The sequence below is a fragment of the Nocardiopsis alba genome, assembly GCF_000710955.1.
Lineage (GTDB): Bacteria > Actinomycetota > Actinomycetes > Streptosporangiales > Streptosporangiaceae > Nocardiopsis > Nocardiopsis alba.
This window is the reverse complement of the sequence record NZ_BAZE01000009.1, coordinates 131563-149530: the sequence shown is the minus strand read 5'-3', so window position 1 is coordinate 149530 and position 17968 is coordinate 131563. Positions and strand designations below refer to the sequence as shown.

The 17968-nt window shown below is 68.0% G+C and carries 20 protein-coding genes; 7 read left to right on the top strand and 13 right to left on the bottom strand.

Features of this window, described 5'->3' with window-relative positions; all coding sequences use genetic code 11:
* Nucleotides 1–172: 172 nt before the first annotated feature.
* Nucleotides 173–514, bottom strand: a complete 342-nt coding sequence (cmtR, locus tag TR33_RS17395) for a Cd(II)/Pb(II)-sensing metalloregulatory transcriptional regulator CmtR (protein WP_187294466.1) — start codon at nt 512–514, stop codon at nt 173–175.
* 125 nt (nt 515–639) lie between these two features.
* Here cmtR and TR33_RS17390 point away from each other — a divergent pair, with 125 nt between their 5' ends.
* The 5 genes from TR33_RS17390 (at nt 640) to TR33_RS17370 (ending at nt 5559) form a co-directional block, all read left to right on the top strand.
* On the top strand, nt 640–1551 hold the full coding sequence (locus tag TR33_RS17390) for a cation diffusion facilitator family transporter (protein ID WP_042284165.1): 912 nt from the start codon (nt 640–642) through the stop codon (nt 1549–1551).
* Between the two features lie 194 nt (nt 1552–1745).
* Entirely contained in the window at nt 1746–3188 is a 1443-nt protein-coding gene (locus TR33_RS17385) for a TrkH family potassium uptake protein (RefSeq protein WP_202421612.1), read from the top strand.
* Between the two features lie 56 nt (nt 3189–3244).
* Nucleotides 3245–3925: a potassium channel family protein gene (locus tag TR33_RS17380; RefSeq protein ID WP_042284163.1), complete on the top strand. Its 681-nt coding sequence runs from the start codon at nt 3245–3247 to the stop codon at nt 3923–3925.
* Between the two features lie 86 nt (nt 3926–4011).
* Nucleotides 4012–4986 carry a metal ABC transporter substrate-binding protein gene (locus TR33_RS17375; protein ID WP_042284161.1) on the top strand — a complete coding sequence of 325 codons (975 nt, stop codon included), beginning with the start codon at nt 4012–4014 and terminating at the stop codon, nt 4984–4986.
* A gap of 339 nt (nt 4987–5325) precedes the next feature.
* Nucleotides 5326–5559 carry a DUF397 domain-containing protein gene (locus TR33_RS17370; protein WP_014909954.1) on the top strand — a complete coding sequence of 78 codons (234 nt, stop codon included), beginning with the start codon at nt 5326–5328 and terminating at the stop codon, nt 5557–5559.
* Between the two features lie 215 nt (nt 5560–5774).
* Here the strand turns inward: TR33_RS17370 and TR33_RS17365 are convergent, their stop codons facing one another.
* Entirely contained in the window at nt 5775–6611 is an 837-nt protein-coding gene (locus TR33_RS17365; RefSeq protein WP_042284160.1) for a helix-turn-helix domain-containing protein, read from the bottom strand.
* Nucleotides 6612–6880: 269 nt separating this feature from the next.
* Complete coding sequence (locus TR33_RS17360) at nt 6881–7378, bottom strand: ATP-binding protein (RefSeq protein ID WP_017535604.1); 498 nt, start codon at nt 7376–7378, stop codon at nt 6881–6883.
* A 311-nt stretch (nt 7379–7689) separates the two neighbouring features.
* On the opposite strand from TR33_RS17360, the gene TR33_RS17355 reads away from it, so the two are divergent.
* The gene (locus TR33_RS17355) at nt 7690–8448 is read left to right on the top strand and encodes an SDR family oxidoreductase (protein ID WP_042284158.1); all 759 of its coding nucleotides are present in this window, start codon (nt 7690–7692) and stop codon (nt 8446–8448) included.
* A gap of 35 nt (nt 8449–8483) precedes the next feature.
* Here the strand turns inward: TR33_RS17355 and TR33_RS17350 are convergent, their stop codons facing one another.
* From TR33_RS17350 to TR33_RS17305, 10 genes are all read right to left on the bottom strand, one after another.
* Nucleotides 8484–9425 carry an LppW family protein gene (locus TR33_RS17350; protein ID WP_042284156.1) on the bottom strand — a complete coding sequence of 314 codons (942 nt, stop codon included), beginning with the start codon at nt 9423–9425 and terminating at the stop codon, nt 8484–8486.
* Between the two features lie 159 nt (nt 9426–9584).
* The gene (locus TR33_RS17345) at nt 9585–10211 is read right to left on the bottom strand and encodes an energy-coupling factor transporter transmembrane component T family protein (protein ID WP_042284154.1); all 627 of its coding nucleotides are present in this window, start codon (nt 10209–10211) and stop codon (nt 9585–9587) included.
* Nucleotides 10208–10906: an energy-coupling factor ABC transporter ATP-binding protein gene (locus tag TR33_RS17340; protein WP_014910212.1), complete on the bottom strand. Its 699-nt coding sequence runs from the start codon at nt 10904–10906 to the stop codon at nt 10208–10210. Before TR33_RS17340 ends, TR33_RS17345 begins: the two co-directional genes overlap by 4 nt.
* Complete coding sequence (locus TR33_RS17335) at nt 10906–11541, bottom strand: biotin transporter BioY (RefSeq protein WP_042284152.1); 636 nt, start codon at nt 11539–11541, stop codon at nt 10906–10908. The genes TR33_RS17340 and TR33_RS17335 overlap by 1 nt, the downstream gene beginning before the upstream one ends.
* Nucleotides 11542–11774: 233 nt before the next feature.
* Nucleotides 11775–12422 (bottom strand): RraA family protein, encoded by a 648-nt coding sequence (locus TR33_RS17330; protein WP_042284149.1) that lies wholly within the window; start codon nt 12420–12422, stop codon nt 11775–11777.
* 50 nt (nt 12423–12472) lie between these two features.
* Nucleotides 12473–13888, bottom strand: coding sequence for a TRAP transporter large permease (locus TR33_RS17325; RefSeq protein ID WP_042284147.1), 1416 nt, complete (start codon nt 13886–13888; stop codon nt 12473–12475).
* On the bottom strand, nt 13885–14466 hold the full coding sequence (locus tag TR33_RS17320) for a TRAP transporter small permease subunit (RefSeq protein ID WP_042284145.1): 582 nt from the start codon (nt 14464–14466) through the stop codon (nt 13885–13887). The genes TR33_RS17325 and TR33_RS17320 overlap by 4 nt, the downstream gene beginning before the upstream one ends.
* Nucleotides 14463–15578, bottom strand: a complete 1116-nt coding sequence (locus TR33_RS17315) for a C4-dicarboxylate TRAP transporter substrate-binding protein (RefSeq protein ID WP_042284144.1) — start codon at nt 15576–15578, stop codon at nt 14463–14465. Before TR33_RS17315 ends, TR33_RS17320 begins: the two co-directional genes overlap by 4 nt.
* Before the next feature lie 3 nt (nt 15579–15581).
* A complete protein-coding gene (locus TR33_RS17310) occupies nt 15582–16382 on the bottom strand; it encodes a carbon-nitrogen hydrolase family protein (RefSeq protein WP_017535597.1) in 801 nt (266 codons plus the stop codon).
* A complete protein-coding gene (locus tag TR33_RS17305; RefSeq protein ID WP_042284142.1) occupies nt 16382–17128 on the bottom strand; it encodes an HpcH/HpaI aldolase family protein in 747 nt (248 codons plus the stop codon). The genes TR33_RS17310 and TR33_RS17305 overlap by 1 nt, the downstream gene beginning before the upstream one ends.
* A gap of 113 nt (nt 17129–17241) precedes the next feature.
* Here TR33_RS17305 and TR33_RS17300 point away from each other — a divergent pair, with 113 nt between their 5' ends.
* Nucleotides 17242–17916 carry a GntR family transcriptional regulator gene (locus tag TR33_RS17300; RefSeq protein ID WP_084570270.1) on the top strand — a complete coding sequence of 225 codons (675 nt, stop codon included), beginning with the start codon at nt 17242–17244 and terminating at the stop codon, nt 17914–17916.
* Nucleotides 17917–17968 lie beyond the last annotated feature (52 nt).

Below are 17968 nucleotides of genomic sequence, written 5' to 3'. Positions count from 1 at the left end.
AACAGCGCCGATACCCCACCACCGAAGTAACGGACGTCACAGGGAAAAATTTCGGACACCCGGAAAAACGCACGCTGAGCGCACACCGAGAGCGTCCACCGCCTCACGAAGGGTGGAGAGGGCACCGGCGCGGCCCTCACGCCACCCCGTACGAACGGCGCGGCGCGGTGACTCAGACCGCCCGGGACTGTTCCTCTGGAGAGGAGAGGGCCTCGTGGGGCTGAGCGGTCCCCCAGACCACCTGGAGCAGATCCTCCAGGGCGTGGGCGAGGGAGTCGTCGACGAGTTCGTAACTGACCTGGCGCCCACGGGCATGGGTCCTGACGAGACCGCAGTCGCGCAGGCAGGCGAGGTGGTTGGAGACGTTCTGCCGGGTGAGGCCGAGCCGGTCGGCCAGACCCGCGGGGTAGTCGGGCCCTTCCAGGAGGGTCAACAGCAGGCGGCAGCGCGTGGGGTCGGACAGGGCTCGTCCCAGGCGCTGGATCGCGGCGAGACGCTGTTCGGAGGTCAACATGAAAACCATTGTACATAGCTTGCTGTATAGACAGCGATGGCTGTATAAACAGTCTTGAATGTATGGACAGCCGACGCTGTACTGAATCGTGAAGACCTCCACGACACTTCCGAACAGGGGGAACGATGGGTGCGGGACACGACCACGGCACGATCACCGCCGGGGCCGCCAATAGCAAGAGACTCGCGTTGGTTCTGGGCATGATGCTCAGCGTCGCGGTCGTCCAGGTCACGGGCGCCGCCTTCAGCGGCAGTCTCGCCCTGCTCGCCGACGCCGGGCACACCGTCACCGATTCCTTCGGGGTCGCCCTCGCCCTGGCCGCCGTATGGATCGCCGCCCGACCGGCCACCGCCCAACGGACCTTCGGATTCCAGCGCGCCGAGATCCTCGCCGCGGCCGTCAACGCGATCGTCCTGTTCCTCCTGTGCGGGTTCATCGTCATGGAGGCGATCGACCGATTCCGGGAACCCGCCGAGGTCTCCGGCATGGGGATGATCCTGGTCGCCGGGTTCGGCCTGGTCATGAACATCGCGGCCATGTTCGTCCTGCGGTCGGGGGCCGAGGAGAGCCTCAACGTCAAGGGCGCCTACCTGGAGGTGATGAGCGACGCCCTGGCCTCGGTGGGCGTGATCGTGGGCGGTCTGATCGTCCTGTTCACCGGCTGGCAGCAGGCCGACACCCTCGTCTCCCTCGCCATCGCCGCGATCATCGTGCCCCGCGCCTGGTCCCTGTTGAAGGAGGCCGTGCACATCCTGCTGGAGGCCACACCCAAGAACGTGGACCTGGCCGAGGTCCGCTCCCACCTGATGGGCCACCCCGCCGTCATCGACGTCCACGACCTGCACGCCTGGACCATCACCTCCGGGGTCCCCGTGATGTCCGCCCACGTCGTCGTCGCCGAGGAGGATCTCCGGGACACCGGGAAGATGCTCGACGAACTCCATTCCTGCCTGACCGGCCACTTCGACGTCGAACACTCGACCCTCCAGCTGGAGCCGCCCGGCCACGCCGACCATGAGGGCGCCCGGCACCCCTGATCCCGACCGGCCGCCACCGCTCCTCTCCCGCTCATCCGCCCGCACCTCCTCGAACACCCCCGACCGGGAGACACGGATCATTCCGCCGATAGGTGAGAACGCTCCCGCTCCTTGGCACAATTGACCGGGTCCGTGTGCGAGGAGGTGCAGGCGGAGATGGCGTACGACGACGCCTGGGCGGAAACGAACGCCCTATGAACGGGACCGGGGAAAGGCCCCTGACACGGTGGTGGCGGAGCCTGCCCTGGCCCATCAGACGACGGAGCGGGCGCTTTCACGTCACCGAACCCGGGGTCGCCCAACGTGAGATCGGCGCCTGGCGCAAGCCGGCCCGGGTGTTCCTCACCATCTTCCTCATGGTGAACCTGGCCGGCACCCTCCTGCTGATGCTCCCGGTCTCCACCACGGACGGCCGGGGGCTGGACTTCGTCCCCGCGCTGTTCACCTCGACCACGTCCCTGGCCGTGTGCGGACTGAGCGTGATCTCCGTGGGGCACGATCTGAGCGTCTTCGGCCAGGTGGTGCTCATGGTGCTGATGCAGGTCGGCGGTATGGGCATCATGACCCTGGCCGCGATCCTCGGCACGGCGGTCATCCACCGTTTCGGGTTGCGTATGCAACTCAACGTGCAGGCCGAGACGCGGAGTCTGTGGGTCGGCGAGGTCAGCGGACTGGTCCGTCGTGTGGCGATCATCTTCCTGGTCGTTCAGACCTGCGTGTTCCTGATGATCGCCCCGCGCATGTGGCTCGCCTACGACATGGACCCGCTCCAGGCCGCGTACTCGGCGCTGTTCCACGCGGTCTCCTCGTTCAACAACGCGGGCCTGTCCCTGTACGACGACAGCATGACGCGCTTCTCCGGGGACGCGTTCATCCTGTTGCCCATCGCCCTGGCGGTGATCCTCGGCGGCATCGGCTTCCCCGTCATCATCGAACTGTGGCGGAGCATGCGCAGGCGTGAACGCTGGTCCCTGCACACCAAGCTCACCGTCACCACGAGCGCCGTCCTCATCGTGGCCGGGGTCGTCCTCGTCACCCTGATGGAATGGAGCAACCCCTCCACCCTGGGAGGCCTCCACTGGTGGGCCAGGCTCACCGACGGTTTCTTCCATGGAGTGGTACCGCGCAGCGGGGGGCTCAACGCCGTCCCCACCGGGGAGATGCGCGACTCCACCCTGCTGCTCACCATCATGCTGATGTTCGTGGGCGGCGGCAGCGCCGGAACGGCCGGCGGGATCAAGGTCGCCACCCTGGCGGTGCTGTTCCTCGTGGTGCTGTCGGAGGTGCGTGCACATGACAACGTGCACGCCTTCGGCCGTTCCCTCCCCTCCACGGTGATCCGCCAGTCGTTGAGCCTGGTGTTCCTCTCCGCCTCGGTGGTCGCCTTCGGCACGCTGCTCATCCTGCGCACCACCGCGTTCGACTTCATGCAGGTGCTGTTCGAGGTCGTCTCCGCGGTCGGCGTGGTGGGCCTGTCCACCGGTATCACCCCGGACCTGCCCCCGTGGATCCAGGTCCTGCTCGCGGCGTTCATGGTCGCCGGCCGAATCGGCCCCATCACCTTCGTGACGGCCCTGGCCTTCCGTGATCGCAACCGCCACTACACCTTCCCCCAGGCCCGCCCCATCATCGGCTGAACCACGACCGTCCGGGGCGGGCGGCAGCGCCCCGCCCACCGCCTTGAGGAGAGATCTTGCCCAACCACGAGAGAAAAGACGACGAGAAACGCATCCTGGTGATCGGCCTGGGACGTTTCGGCAGTTCACTGGCGTTGGAACTGGCCCGACGCGGGTGGGAGGTCCTGGGCATGGACTCCAACCCCCGTCTGGTCCAGACCTACGCCGACGCCCTCACTCACACCGTCATCGCCGATTCCACCGACGAGGAGGCGCTGCGTCAGGTGGGGGCCCACCAGTTCGCCCGGGCCGTGGTGGCCATCGGCACCCACCTGGAGGAGAGCATCCTCACCACGTCCCTGCTGGTCGACATGGGCGTCGGCAACATCTGGGCGAAGGCCACCAGTCGCAGGCACGGACGGATCCTGGAGCAGGTCGGCGCCCACCATGTGGTCCTGCCCGAGCACGACATGGGCGAGCGCGTGGCCCACCTGGTCTCCGGCCGGATGCTGGACTACGTGGAGCTGGAGGAGGGCTTCGCGTTGGGCAAGACCAAGGCCCCCAAGGAGCTTCTGGGCCGGACCCTACAGGAGACCCGGGTGCGTCAGCGCTACGGGATCACCGTGGTGTCGGTCAAGCGGGTGGGGGCCTCCTTCACCTACGCCACCCAGGAGACGATCCTCCACAAGGGCGACCAGATCGTCGTGGCCGGCCGGACCGACGACGTGGAGAGGTTCGCCGAGAGCCAGCGTCCCTGAGGTCGCGGGCTCGGCGAAGGGGGTCCCGAGCCCGGACAAAGCAGGCAAATTGACAACCGTTTTCATTTTCCCTCATGATGGACCCCATGCGAACTGGGACCATCGTGCGTGCCGCCGCCCTCGGCACCACCGCGCTCATGCTCATCACCGGCTGCGGGAACGGCGGGACGGACACCGGAGGGGGGACCTCCCCGGCCGACGCCGACCTCACCGTCGTCACCGGCGTCTACCCCCTGGAATGGTTGGCCAGGGAGATCGGCGGCGACACCACCGCCGTCGTCCAGCTGACCGAACCCGGCGCCGAACCGCACGACCTGGAACTCACCGGACGGCAGATCGCCGAGGTGGACGAGGCCGACCTCGTGTTCTACGTCGAGGGCCTCCAGCCGGCCGTCGACGAGGCCGTCGCCCAGCAGGCGTCGGACTCCGCGCTGAACGTCGCCGACGTCGTCCACCTCCGCCCGGCCGACCCGGGAGCCGAGGACGATCACGACCATGATCACGAGCACGAGCATGAGGAGGAGGGGCACGACCACGGCGACCACGACCCCCACTTCTGGCTCGACGTGGAGCTCATGTCCGAGGCCGCCGAGGCTCTCGCCGACCGGATGGCCGAGGCCCACCCGGAAGGGGCCTCGACCTACCGACAGGAGGCCGAGCGGGTCACCGGGGAGCTGACCGACCTCGGCGAGGAGTACGAGCGGTCCCTCTCCTCCTGCGAGCACCGTGAGGTGGTCGTCGGCCACACCGCCTTCACCTATCTGACCGACCGCTACGACCTGGAGCAGATCGGCGTCAGCGGGGTCGACCCCGACACCGAGCCCTCACCCTCGCAGATCGCCGCGATCACCGACGTCGTCAAGGAACGCGACATCACCACGATCTTCACCGAGCCCCTGATGCCGGAGGCCACCGCGGACACCATTGCCGCGGAGACCGGGGCCGAGGTGAAGGTGCTCGACCCACTGGAGGGCGTGACCGAACGTTCCCCCGGCGACGACTACCCCTCCATCATGCGCGGCAACCTCGAAGCCCTCTCCTCGGCGCTCGTCTGCTCATGAACCCGGCACTTCTCTCCTATATCCGATGACACGGAAGAGGGCCCCGTCGACATGATCGTCGACGGGGCCCTCTTCTTGTTCGATCACGACCTTCCGGACCCGTTATCGACCAAGGTCCCCAAAACCACCGAACCTGCCCTGACCAGGCAGAACAAAGAGAAGTACGGTCCCGTGAATCGCATCCCGATTACATGGCGCTTACATCCCGCCAAACCCTCGGACAGGGCGCTCCCATCACGCTATGCTCGTGAGAGTGCTGGTGCCGATGCACGTGCATTTGTTAGTGCATCAGCAAGCACGTCTTCCCCTCTGTGCAAGATTCAAGGAGCGACTGGAACCATGACCGCACACAACGGTATCCGCGCCACCGAGCTGACCGAGGCCGCCTGGCAGAAGGCCAAGCGCAGCAATTCGCAGGGCGCCTGCGTAGAGATGGCCCGCCTTCACGACGGATCGATCGCCGTCCGCAACTCGCGCTTCCCGTCCGGCCCGGCCCTGGTCTACACCCAGGAGGAGATCGACTGCCTCATCCTGGGCGCCAAGGACGGCGACTTCGACAACCTGCTCGGCTAGGGCCGAGAGAGCGGACGCGCCTCGGGACGGCGCGTTCAACGAGAATCGAACCCTTGCGCCCCCGCTTCCCGAGCGGGCGAACGGAGGGCTCCGCCGACCGCGCGGAGCCCTCCGAACCGTTCCCTCCGGACATCGAAGAGGGCACCGCCCTTCGGGGTCGGTGCCGAACCGGGGCCCACCGCCCCGTCACCGTGTCGATCGACGTCGACGAGGCCTCACTCCTCGTCGAGGTCCCTCAACATCTCCTCCAGCATCGCGAGCGTCTCGTCCGGCGTGGCCGCGGAGACGCTGAGCTTGGTCATCGCCTTGGTGTAGGCCTCGACGGTGGCCCGTTTGTCCACGATGTCACCGTCGGTCAGATGCTCCAGGTAGAGGATGTCGGAGAGCTCGAAGTCGGAGTAGCGCAGCAGCGTGAAGGAACCGGCCTCCGCCGCGTGCGCGCCCACCGAGAAGGGGACGATCTGCAGGGTGATGTTGTTCCGATCGCGGCAGATGTCGATCAGGTGGCTCAGCTGGCCACGCATGATCTCCTTGCCCCGTTCCCTTCCCCCGATCGGCCTGCGCACGGCGGCCTCGTCGAGGATGATCCACATCTTCTTGCCGCGCTCCAGGTGTTCCTGTCTCTTCAGTCTGGCCTGGATGCGCTGTTCGGTGACCTCGTCGGTGTCGACCCCACCGGAGATGACCTCTCGGGCGTACTCCTCGGTCTGGAGAAGACCGGGAACGAACTGGGATTCGTAGATGCGGATCTGGTCGGCGGCCTCTTCGAAGCCCACGTAGCGGATGAACCACTTGTGGAGCGCGTCGCCGTACTCCTTCCACCATCCCGGCTTGTTGGATTCGAGGGCGAGTTCCTTGAATTCCTTCAGAAGCTTGCGGTCGGTGACCCCGTACAACTTCAGGAGGTCCTCGATATCCCGGGCCTTGAAACCGACCCGGCCGAGTTCCATACGGCTGATCTTGGAGGCCGAGGCGCGAATCTTCTCACCGGCGTCCTCCCGGGAGATCCCACAGCGCGTACGGTACTGCCGGAGCTGGTCGCCCAGGAGCATGCGGCGCACGGTGGGGCCACTCCCCTGACGCAAATGAGCGATATCCACGTTCGCCGCCTCTCTGTCCATTCTCCGCACCAGGGTATCGGCTTCGGTCCGGCCCCTTTGCCGTGCGACCGGGACACCACACGTACACGATATCGGCCGCGTCCCGTTACTCCCACGGGGTGTCCCCGCGGTCCCCACCGCCCCCTCCCCGGGGCGGCGCCCGTCCGTTCTCCCCGCCTTCGAGCGGCGAAGCGTCCGACAACGGGCTTCCTGACATCGACTCACACGAATTGCGCCCAAACGAACTTTCCGCCGGACGGTGTGGGAATCACACCCCACTCTTGCGCGAAAGCACTCACGAGGGCAAGCCCTCTGCCGCCCTCCATCCCGACCTCCGCTTCCCTTCTGCGCGGCAAGTGATCTCCCCCGTCACGAACCGCACAGATGAATTCACGACCACTGCGCATCAGGGAGAGCTGAATACCGGACTCACCCGGCCTGGTCAAGGCCACAGGTCCCCCATGACGTACGGCATTGGTGACCAATTCGGAAACGACGACCGAGACATCCTCCGACAAGTGCTCCATGCCCCATTCCAGGAGCAGGGCTCCGGAAATCTCCCGGGCCGCGCCCACCGCTCGGGCGCGAGGCTCGAAGCTCCATGTGACGGCGTCGTGCCTGTCACCGCAGACGGGGGTGTTCCAGCGGCGGGACCCGTGTGTCAGGACTTTGAGCCACCAAGCACCGGTCGGCTCCGCCACCGCCTCCGCACACTCCATGCCCTTCAACTCCTCACTGACGCGCCGCGCCCTACCACCCTCGGGCGGAAGCTCGTGCTACTGCACGGCTCGAATGCACGTGCATCTCAGTCTTGGTGGTAATCGTAAGCCAAGCCCGGACAATGTGCAGGCAAATGAGCACACAGAACCGCTCGGAGCGGTGCGATCGCAGGTGAGAAGCCTTGTGGAAAGGGGATTCCGGTGAAGCGCGCCCGGAAGGGGGCACCGTCGACACCCCGAGTACGTACCGACCGGTAGGCATGCCGATAGGATTCCCCCGCGCCCATCACGTGAACAATGGAGGTAACCCCATGTCCCCGACATCTCGTGTGGCGATCGTGACCGGAGCGGCCCGCGGTATCGGCGCCGCCACCGCCGAACGTCTGGCCCGCGAGGGTCGTGCCGTCGCCGTGCTCGACCTCCGGGAGTCCGATGCACAGGAGGTCGTCGATCGGATCACGGCCGACGGCGGTCGAGCCGTCGCGGTGGGCTGTGACGTCTCCGACGCCGAGCAGGTGGACGCCGCCGTCGCCACGGTGGCGGAACGGCTCGGTCCGCCCGCGATCCTGGTCAACAACGCCGGTGTGCTCCGTGACAACCTCCTGTTCAAGATGTCCCCGGACGACTGGGACACCGTGATCAACGTCCACCTGCGCGGCGCGTTCCTGATGAGCCGGGCCGCCCAGGCCCACATGACCGACGCCGGGTGGGGCCGGATCGTGAACCTGTCCAGTTCCTCGGCCCTGGGCAACCGCGGCCAGGCCAACTACGCGGCGGCCAAGGCCGGTATCCAGGGCTTCACCAAGACCCTCGCGATCGAGCTGGGGAAGTTCGGTGTCACCTGCAACTCGGTGGCCCCCGGTTTCGTGGAGACCGCGATGACCCGGTCCACCGCCGAACGCATCGGGATCGCCTACGACGACATGAAGGCCTTCAAGGAGGCCGAGATCCCGGTACGGCGCGTGGGATACCCCGAGGACATCGCGAACGCGGTGGCCTTCTTCACCGGTGAGGACGCCGGTTACGTCTCCGGTCAGGTCCTGTACGTGGCCGGCGGGCCGCTGGACTGACGCCCGTCCGCCGGCCCCGTCCACCGCGGACGGGGTCAGCGGGCGAAGGTGTCCCCGGCCGATGTCCTCCCCCGTTCCCCCGCGCCCTCGATCGTCTCGATCACCTCGGTGATCAGGTCCTCCACCGTTTCCACCCCGGAGGCGTAGTCCGCATGTCCTCGGCTGAGCACCGCCACCAGGTACTCCCGATCGGGCCCCACCACATAACCGACGGTGCCGAGGGCCCACCGGTCGCCGTCGGACGGACGTGGCGTCCATCCGTTCTTGAGTCCGACGGTGTCCTCCGGTCCCGCCACGACGGACACGCCCCAGGCCTGCTCCGGGGCCACCGTCTCCATGAGGTCGAGGACGTGGGAACGGGAGTCGTCGGTGATCGGTCCCTCCCCCGAGTACAGGACGCGCAGCAGACGGAGCTGGTCGGCGGGGGTGCTCATGGTGGAGCCCCAGGAGCCGGAGGGGTGGGGCTCGGTAGCGGTGAACCCGAGCTCCGCGGCGTATCGTTCGAAACCCTCGATGTACCCCATACGCGTGTAGAGGCCGTCGGTGACCTCGTTGTCGCTGTGGCGGATCATCCGTTCGGCACGGGAGAGCTCGTCCGAGGTGAGCCCGCCGCCCTCCTCCTCCACGCACATGTACAGCATGGTCAGGATCGTCAGCTTGGCCACGCTCGCGGTGGGCAGGGCCCGTTCCGCGTCATGCCCGTAGGCGATCCCCGTCCGCAGGTCCTGGACCGCGATGCCGAACTCCACCTCCCGTCCCAGCTCGGTGATCCGCCGGTCGAGGTCCCGACGTTCGTCGATCGAGAGCGCGGGGCCGGACGAAGGCGGTGTGGTCGCCGGTGCGAGCGAGCCCGCCGGAGGAGAGGGCATCGCCGCGCCCCGGTCCGGCGGACGGGCGGCGAAGGACGTCGCGACGGTTCCGGTCACGACCGATCCGGGCAGGGTCAGGGCGATACCCAGGGTGAGCAGGACGGACATGGCACAGGACCAGGTCCGTCTTTCGGCGGGGGGACGCCGGAGCACACGATCACCGGTTCGTTCTACACCTGAGGGGTACAACTCGTACCGGTGATTATCCCCAGATAAGACACATATGGCACCTGTCCGACATTCGATCGATACGGGCGCTCTCTCCGGTCACGCCCGTTCGACCCGTTCGTCCTCGTCGATCCCTCGGGCCGCCAGAGCCTCTCCCGTCGCCTCGGCCATCCTGAGCAGGTGCACGATCACCGGCACCACCATCAGGTGCGGGCGCCCGACGATCCCACGTGCGCGATAGCCCTCGCGGGCGGAGTTCAGGGCCACCGCCACCATCGGGATGGACCGGATCGTCAACGACAGGACCAGCGCGACCCGGTCCGGTGAGACGCCCACGTGCCGGAGCGGCCCGGCCAGCCGCTCGAACAGCCCCAGCATCTCGCGCACCCGGGTGGTGAGGGTGATCGCGTTGGCGAGCAGGACCAGAGCGGCGAGCTGGGCGCACAGCCGCGCGCCCTCGGTCCAGGCGCCCACGAAGAGGGCCTGGAAGAGCCCGATCGCCAACAGGAAGGGCCACAGCACCCGCAGCGCCCGCCACGCCCTGCGCGCGCCCAGCCCCACGGCCGGATACAGGAGCAGGGCGAAGACCAGGGCGCCCACGGAGAGCCACAGGTGGGAGGCGATGATCAGGACCGCGCCCAGCACCAACAGGGCGAGGAGCTTGGGCCCGGCCGGGGCCCGGTGCATCGGTCCGGTGCCGGGCACGTACAGTCCGAGCACGCTCACGACGTCCCGTCCTCGTCCGCGGCGTCCATGAGCTTGAGGTAGAAGGGGACGGCGTCGGCCGGTGGACCGTCGAAGGCCACCCGGCCCGCCTCCATCACCAGGACCCGGTCGAAGCCCTCGAGCAGTTCCAGGTCGTGGGTGAACAGAAGGACCCGCTGTTCGAGCCCGGCCAGAGTACGCCGGAACATACGGGTGTTACGCAGGTCCAGCAGGGTGGTCGGCTCGTCGAAGACGAGGATCTCCGGCTCGGTCACCAGGACCGAGGCCAAGGCCAGAAGCTGCTTCTGTCCCCCGGAGAGCAGGTGACCGGGATGGTCTCGGTGGCCGTCCAGGCCGTGGCGGACGAGGATCTCGTCGACCCGGCGGGCGGTCTCGGCCTTCCCCAGCCGCAGGGAGCGCAGTCCGATCTCGACGTCCTCGACCACGGTCGGCATGATGATCTGGTTTGCGGCGTCGGAGAAGACGAAGCCGACCCGCCGCCGGATGTGTTTGGCGTGCCGCCGGGTGTCCCACTCCCCCAGCGACACACGGCCCTCGTCCGGGACGACGAGTCCGTTGAGGGTGCGGGCGAGCGTGGACTTGCCCGATCCGTTGGCCCCGATCACACCGATGCGGTGTTCGGCGAGGTCCAGGGTGACGTCGCGCAGGACGGCGCGGTCGTCGTAGGAGTGGGAGACCCCCTCGAGGCGGAGCATCAGTCCTTCTTCCCGTCCTCGATGTCCGTCACGTGGACGGGACGGCCCGCCGGCGGGATCGGGTAGGCGCGGAAGACCGTCGCGGCGATGAGCGCGGTCACCACGGCCTTGGCGATGTCCCCCGGAAGGAAGGCGGCCATGGCGGCGGTGGTGGCCAGGACCCCGTCGCCGAGGACGACCGACATCCACGGCAGGCCGATGACGTAGATGACGATGACGCCACCGAGGAGGTTGACCAGCAGCCCCTGCCAGAAGCGGTACCTGCCGTTGCGGACCATGACGTCGGTGAGCAGCCCGATGACCAGGGCGGCGAAGATCCAGCTGACGATGAAACCGCCGGTGGGGCCGGCCAGGACCGCGACGCCTCCACGCCCTCCCGCGAAGAGCGGGAGACCGGCGAGGGCCAGGGCGAGGAAGGTGGCGACGGCCAGCGTTCCGCGCTTCCAACCGAGAAGGCTCGGCGCGAGCATGATGCCCAGGGTCTGGAGGGTGATCGGTACAGGAGAGAACGGCAGGGGGATGGCGACGGTGACGCTCAGCGCGGCGATGAGCGCGGCGAACACCGCGATGAGGGCGAGGTCTCGGGAGACGAGACCTCGGTACCGGACGTTTTTCCTGGTCCCGGTGGCGGGCATACGTGATTCCCCTCAGGAGGATGGTGGGAACGGGGCACGACCCATTGTCCGCTACGTACCTCTTCCTGTAATGGGCCGGGGCGTACAGAAGGGGATGGTCGGGCCTTGTAGGCATCCACCTGAGATCCACGTCACAAGATCTCCCCGGGGTTCCACGACGAAGGCCCCGGAAACACGACGGTGGCGACCGTCGTGCTCCCGGGGCCGGTGATGTCCTCCCGCGTGGACGCGTATCAGGGGCGGTACGCGGCGGCCCCGGAGAACTCGGCGAGGGAACCTCCGGCCGAGATCGCGTCCCGGGCCGGGATCTCGGCGTCCTCCTTGGACTTCAACAGCCCGCCCAGGCCCACGGCCTCGTCGGGAGAGAGGAAGACGGCTCCGTCGGAGTCGGCGAAGACGACGTCGCCCGGGCGCACGACCGCGCCCGCGATGCCGACCGGCACGTTGATCGCGCCCTCGATCCCGGCGATACGGGTGGTCAGCGGACTGTACCCGCGCGAGATCACCGGGAAGTCGTAGGCCAGGGTCTCGTCATGGTCGTTGATCGACCCGTCGATCACCGCTCCCACGGCGCCCCGGGCCTTGGCCGTGTAGGAGACCAACCCGCCGAAACACGACCGTCGGTGGTCGCCGGACTGGTCCACGACCAGGACGTCACCGGGACGCAACATGTCGACCGCCATGTGGACGGCCGTGGAGTCCAGGTGCGGGATGCGCACCGTGACGGCCGTGCCCACGAACTTGAGCGGGCGCCTGTTCGGCTGCAGCCCGAGGGCGAAACCATGGTCCCGAAGGTGACCGAGCGTCGAAACGCACGTCTTTTCGAGTTCGGTGATGATTCGGCCGTCGATCTGTTCGGGCATGTCGTTGACGACGAACACAACTGTTCCTTTCTCGGAGGAGTCGTCCGGATGCTTCGAGGAGCGACCGGTCACTTGGCGCTGGAGAGCTCCGGAATGAAGGTCACGATGTCGGGCACCAGGATGAGGATGGCCACGACCACCAGGTCGGCGACGATGAACGGCACGATGCCCCGGAAGACCCGGCCCAGACCGGCCTCGGGCACCGCCCCGGAGTAGACGAACGCGTTCATCCCGACCGGGGGCGTGATCAGCGCCATCTCGGCGACCTTCACGATGAGCACGCCCAGCCAGAGGCCTTCGAAGCCGTACCCGGACAGGATCGGGTGCAGCAGAGGCGCCGCGACGAGGATCATCGAGATCCCGTCGAGGAACATGCCGAGCGGCAGCAGGAGCAGCAGGCACAGCACCAGTACGACGTAGGGCTCCAGGTCCGCGGCCAGGACCGCGTCCACCACCGCCGTGCTCGCCCCGGACAGGGCGAGGAAGTAGGTGAACACCCCGGCCCCGGCCATGAGCAGGAACGTCATGGCGGTCAGGCCCACGGCCTCGGTGACCGACTCCTTGATCGCGCGTGCCCACCGGGGCGGCCTGGTACGGATGAGCAGGATGACGAACGCGGACACCGCGCCGAAGGAGGCCGCCTCGGTGGCGGTGGCGACGCCCAGGTAGATCGTGCCGATCGAGACCATGAAGATGACGACGAGCAGCATGAAGCCGAACAGGTCGGGCCGATCCTGTCGGGTGCCCTCAGAGGGCTCGGTCGCCCCGGCCGCCTCGGGGAGACCCGCTCCGGCCGACGGCGAGGACGGCGCCCCACCGGCCATCGCCGGTTCCCGCTCCAGGGCCGCGTTCTCACGGGCCTTCCTGCGTCGGCCGACCAGGACCAACAGGACGATGGTGATCCCGTAGAGGAGGATCGTCAGCAGACCGGGGCCCAGCCCCGCCAGGAGCAGCTCGCCGATGCTCTCACCCGTGACGACCCCGTACAGGACGAGCACGATGGACGGCGGGATGAGCACGCCCAGTGTGCCGCCGGCGCAGACGACCCCGGCCGCCAGCCGGATCCCGTGCCCGGCCTTGACGATCGCGTCGGTGGACACCCTGGCCATGGTCGCCACGGTCGCGACGCTGGACCCGGTGACCGCGGCGAAGAGCCCCGACCCGGCCAGTGACGCGAGCGCGGAGCCTCCCGGGAGACGGCGCAGCACGCGCGCGGCGAGGTCGAACCCCGCCTGGGCCAGCCGGGCGTGAACGGCGAACACGCCCATGAGGATGAACAGCGGGATGATCGTCAGCGAGTAGTCGGCCGAGGTGGAGAAGGGCTGGTTGGCCACCGTGCTGACCGCGGCGTCGGTGCCCCGCATGAGGACGATGCCGACCAGGCCCGCCACCATGAGGGAGAGGCCCACGTGGAAGCGGATCGCGAGCAGCCCCAGGAAGAGCGCCAGGACCGCGAGGACGATGAGGAGTGTCTCGGTGGTCATGACGCGCCCTCGCCGTTCTGTCGGTGCGCGGTGGAGCGGTCCGCTTCGGGAGCCGTGTCCACCTCATCGGTCTCCGGCGTTCCACCGGAGCCGAGCGTGCGGAACTCCATGACTTCCTTCCAGACCGCCATGACGAAGAACAGGAGGAAGGACAGGAAGAGCACGAGTTTGGCGGGCCAGGTGGCCAACCGCAGGATGTCGTTGGTCGTCTCTCCGCGTTCATAGGCGCTGAGCAGGACCTCGCCCATCCCCCAGACGATGAGGGCGCCGAGGATCGCCAGCAGGACCACGCGCGCTCCGGAGAGGATCCGGCGCGTCCGGGGGCCGAAGCGCTCCTCGACGAGAGTGACCGAGACGTGCTTTCCGTCGATCTCGGCGGAGGCCAGTCCGAGGAAGGCGATGGTCACCAGGAGCAGGGTCGAGATGTCCACGGTCCCCAGGACCGACTGACCGAACGCACTGCGGCCGACCACGTCGGCGACGGTCAGGAACATCAGGGCCAGGAGCAGGAGTCCGGCTCCGAGGTTGAGCGCGGTGGCCACCGCCCCCACCGGCCGGGGAAAGCCGATGCGACTCACTCTCGATCTCCTTCCGTGCAGGCCACGAGCGGGTCGGCGTAGTCGGAGACCGGGGTCTCCTCCGCGATGATCCGCCGATAGTCGTCGAGTACGGACCGGGCGTCGTAGCCGCGTTCCTCGTAACGCGCCACCCAACGCTCGGCGACGCCGGCCTCCTCCTTCCAGGCGGCGACCTCCTCCTCCGGGAGGGAGAGGAACTCCGTTCCGTTCTCGACCATCTCCTGGCAGGCGATCTCTCCGAGCGCGTCCATCTCCTCCAGCCCGTTGGCGATGCCCTGCGCGGAGGCCTCGGTCAGCGCCTCCCGGTACTCCTCGGGCATGGACTGGAAGAGCTCCTCGTTGATGACCACGATCGACGACGAGTACGCGCCGATCCCGGGGTCGAGGAGGTACGGGGTGGTCCGCGAGAGCCCGAAGGTGGGCAGGTTCGCCAGGGCCAACGAGGTGTAGCCGTCCACGACTCCACGACTCATCGACTCGTAGATGTCGTTGGCCGTCATACCGATGGGGTTGGCGCCGGCCGCGAGCATCACGTCCGATGTCAGGCCACCGGCTCGGATGCTCCTCCCCCTCAGGTCGTCGAGGCCGGTGACCTCGTCCTGCAACCCGATGGCGGCGCTGCCGAGCGGCAGTGGGAAGAGGAGACGGACGCCCTGACGGTCGAAGTCCTCCCTGTAGACCTCGTTCTCCTCGTACAGCCGCTCGATCGCGGTCATCTGCACCTCGGGGTTGTCGGTCTCGAACGGGAGCTCGATGACCGTGAACATGGACAGGTCCGAGGCGGCGTAGATGGACCCGACCTGGGCCACGTCGGCGCGACCGTCCAGGGTCGCCTGGGCCGATTCGTCGGCGCCGACGAGACTCTCCGAGTAGTGGAGCCTGACGGTGACGCCACCGTCGGTGAGCTCCTCGACCTCCTCCGCCCACCGCTGGGCCGTACGGGACTGGTCCGACGTCGGGTTGGAGTAGGTCGTGTAGTGCAACACGTAGGTGTCGTCACCGAGAGCGGTACCGCCACAGGCGGTCAGTACCGCCAGGGCCGCGCCCGAGGCCAGGAGCCCGGTGGTGCGTACCGGGCCACCGGCTCGGGCGCGCCTTGCGCGTCTTCTCATGTCTCACGCTCCTGCTGGGGCCACGCGGTAGCGACGGAGGGACAGTGCGGGGTTGACCTTGCGGACGTGCTCGATGCGGTCGCACTCGACCACGGCCGTGCCGAGTCCGGGGGCCTCACCGACGGTGGCGATGGCGATCCCCATCGGGTCCACGACGGCGCTGTTGCCCGCGCCGGTCGGAGCGCTCTGGTCGGCGGCGAGGACGTAGACGGTGTTCTCGATCGCCCGCGCCCGCACCAGGGTGTTCCAGTGGTACTCCTTCAGCGGGCCGGGCACCCATTCGGCGGGCAGCGCGATGATGTCCGCCCCGGCGTCGACGAGGACCCGCGAGACCTCCGGGAAGCGCAGGTCGTAGCAGGTCTGCATACCCACCTTGAAACCGTCGACGTCCAGAAGGTCCGGCGTCTCCGGGTCGGCGGCCAGGACACGGTCGGACTCCTTGTAGCCGAACGCGTCGTAGAGGTGGACCTTGCGGTAGACCGCCTTGATCTCACCGTCCTGGATCCCGACCAGGGTGTTGTGGATACGGCCGCCCTCGGCCGTCTCGTTCACCCCGGCGATGACGGAGAGCCCGAGCTCGGTGGTGAGGGCGCGCAGGCGCGAGACCGTCGGGCCGTCGAGCGGCTCGGCGCTGTCGACGAACCGGTCGTCCATGGCGGGCGCGGTGAACACCGCGTACTCGGGCAGGACCGCCAGACGCACGCCGAGGTCGGCGGCCCGGCGCAGCATCCTCTCGATCTCCGCCAGGTTCTCGGCCTTGTCCTCGGCGGGCGCGAACTGTACGACTGCGACGTTCAGGGTCATCAACGGCTCCTCAGCTCGTTCTCGATCTCTCGCAGGGTTTCGAGGGCTCCGGTGAAACCGGACAGCAGCGCCCCGTACTGCATGGTGGTCACGATGGTCTCGGCGTTCTCCTCGACCGCGAGACGTTTCTCCGCGTCGCTCCAGGCGGGCAGGACCCAGGGCTTCCCTGCGGCCCCCGCCGCGCGGGCCAGGTGTCTCAGGTCCGCGAGATCGGCCTCCCCTGCGGTGTAGGCGCCCCGGTCACGACGTAGCGACAGGTCCGAGGGGCCGATGAAGATACCGTCGACGGCCGGCAGAGCGAGGATCTCCTCGATCTGCTCGAACGCCGAGGCGTCCTCGATCATGGGGTAGCAGCGGGTCCCCGTGTCCTGGCGGGCGACCCACTCGTCGGTGAACCCCCGGAAGTCGGAGGTCCGGCCGCCCGCGAAGGAACGGTCGCCCAGAGGCGGGAACTTCGCGTACCCGCAGACCTTCTCGGCGTGCGCGGCCGATTCCACGTGCGGGATGGCCACGATGTCGGCTCCGAAGTCCAGGGCCTGCTGGATCGGCCCCCTCTCCGGTCCCAACACCTTCGCGATGACGCTCATGCCCTTGGAACGGATGAGCGGGAGCAGCCAGTCCAGGGCCGCCAGGTCGAAGAGACCGTGTTCGATGTCGAGCACGACGGTCCCGTAGCCGGCCAGGTGGGCGATCTCCACCGCCGCCGCCGAAGGCTCGGAGAGCCAGATCGCGTGCCGTTTCTCCACTTGGTCGTTCACGCCGTCCCCCTTCACGGGATGTGACCCACATCCCTAAATATCTGGTGTGGACACCTTGTATACACGTAGCATCCGAGGCGTGTAAAGGTAGGATGCTCTTTGTGTCAGATCAAAGGAAGACCTCAGCCGGGAGTACTCGACCTCGACAGTCCGCGCGGGAACGCGCTTACGAGATGATCGGGGCCGCCATCCTGGTCGGGACGTTCGCCGAGGGCGAATTCCTCGACGAGGCCGTCCTGGCCAGAGAGGTCGGGACCTCACGGACCCCCGTACGCGAGGCCCTCCACCGGCTTCAGGCGGAACGCTTCGTCGACCTCGTCCCTCGACGCGGGGCCCAGGTACGGGTCGTCACCGCCACGGAGATGCGCGAGATCTATCAGGCCCGCTTCGTCATCGAGTCCGACGCCATCACCAAGATCTGCGACCGTCGACTCGGTTCTCCCCCCGACTCGGAAGAACTCATCGAGGCGATGGAGGACGCCGGCCGGAAGCGGGACTGGAACGCGCTCGCCCAGCTCGACCAGCGCTTCCACTGCTCCATCGTCCGGCACCAGGGCAACGCCGTCCTGGGCGAGATGTACGACTCCCTGCGCCCCCGTCAGGTGCGCCTGGCGGTGCGCACCATCGGCCGGGGCCCCGAACGGCTCCCCATCATCGAACGCGAACACCGCGAGCTGAAGGCCGCCCTCGACGCGCACGACGGCCCCTTGGGCACGGCGATCCTCAACGTCCACCTCCAGGAGGTGCCCGAGCTCGTCCAGGCCTTCTCGGAGTGACGCCGGGCCCCTCCACCATCGCCCGGCGCCCTCACCCCCTCGACGCCCCCGG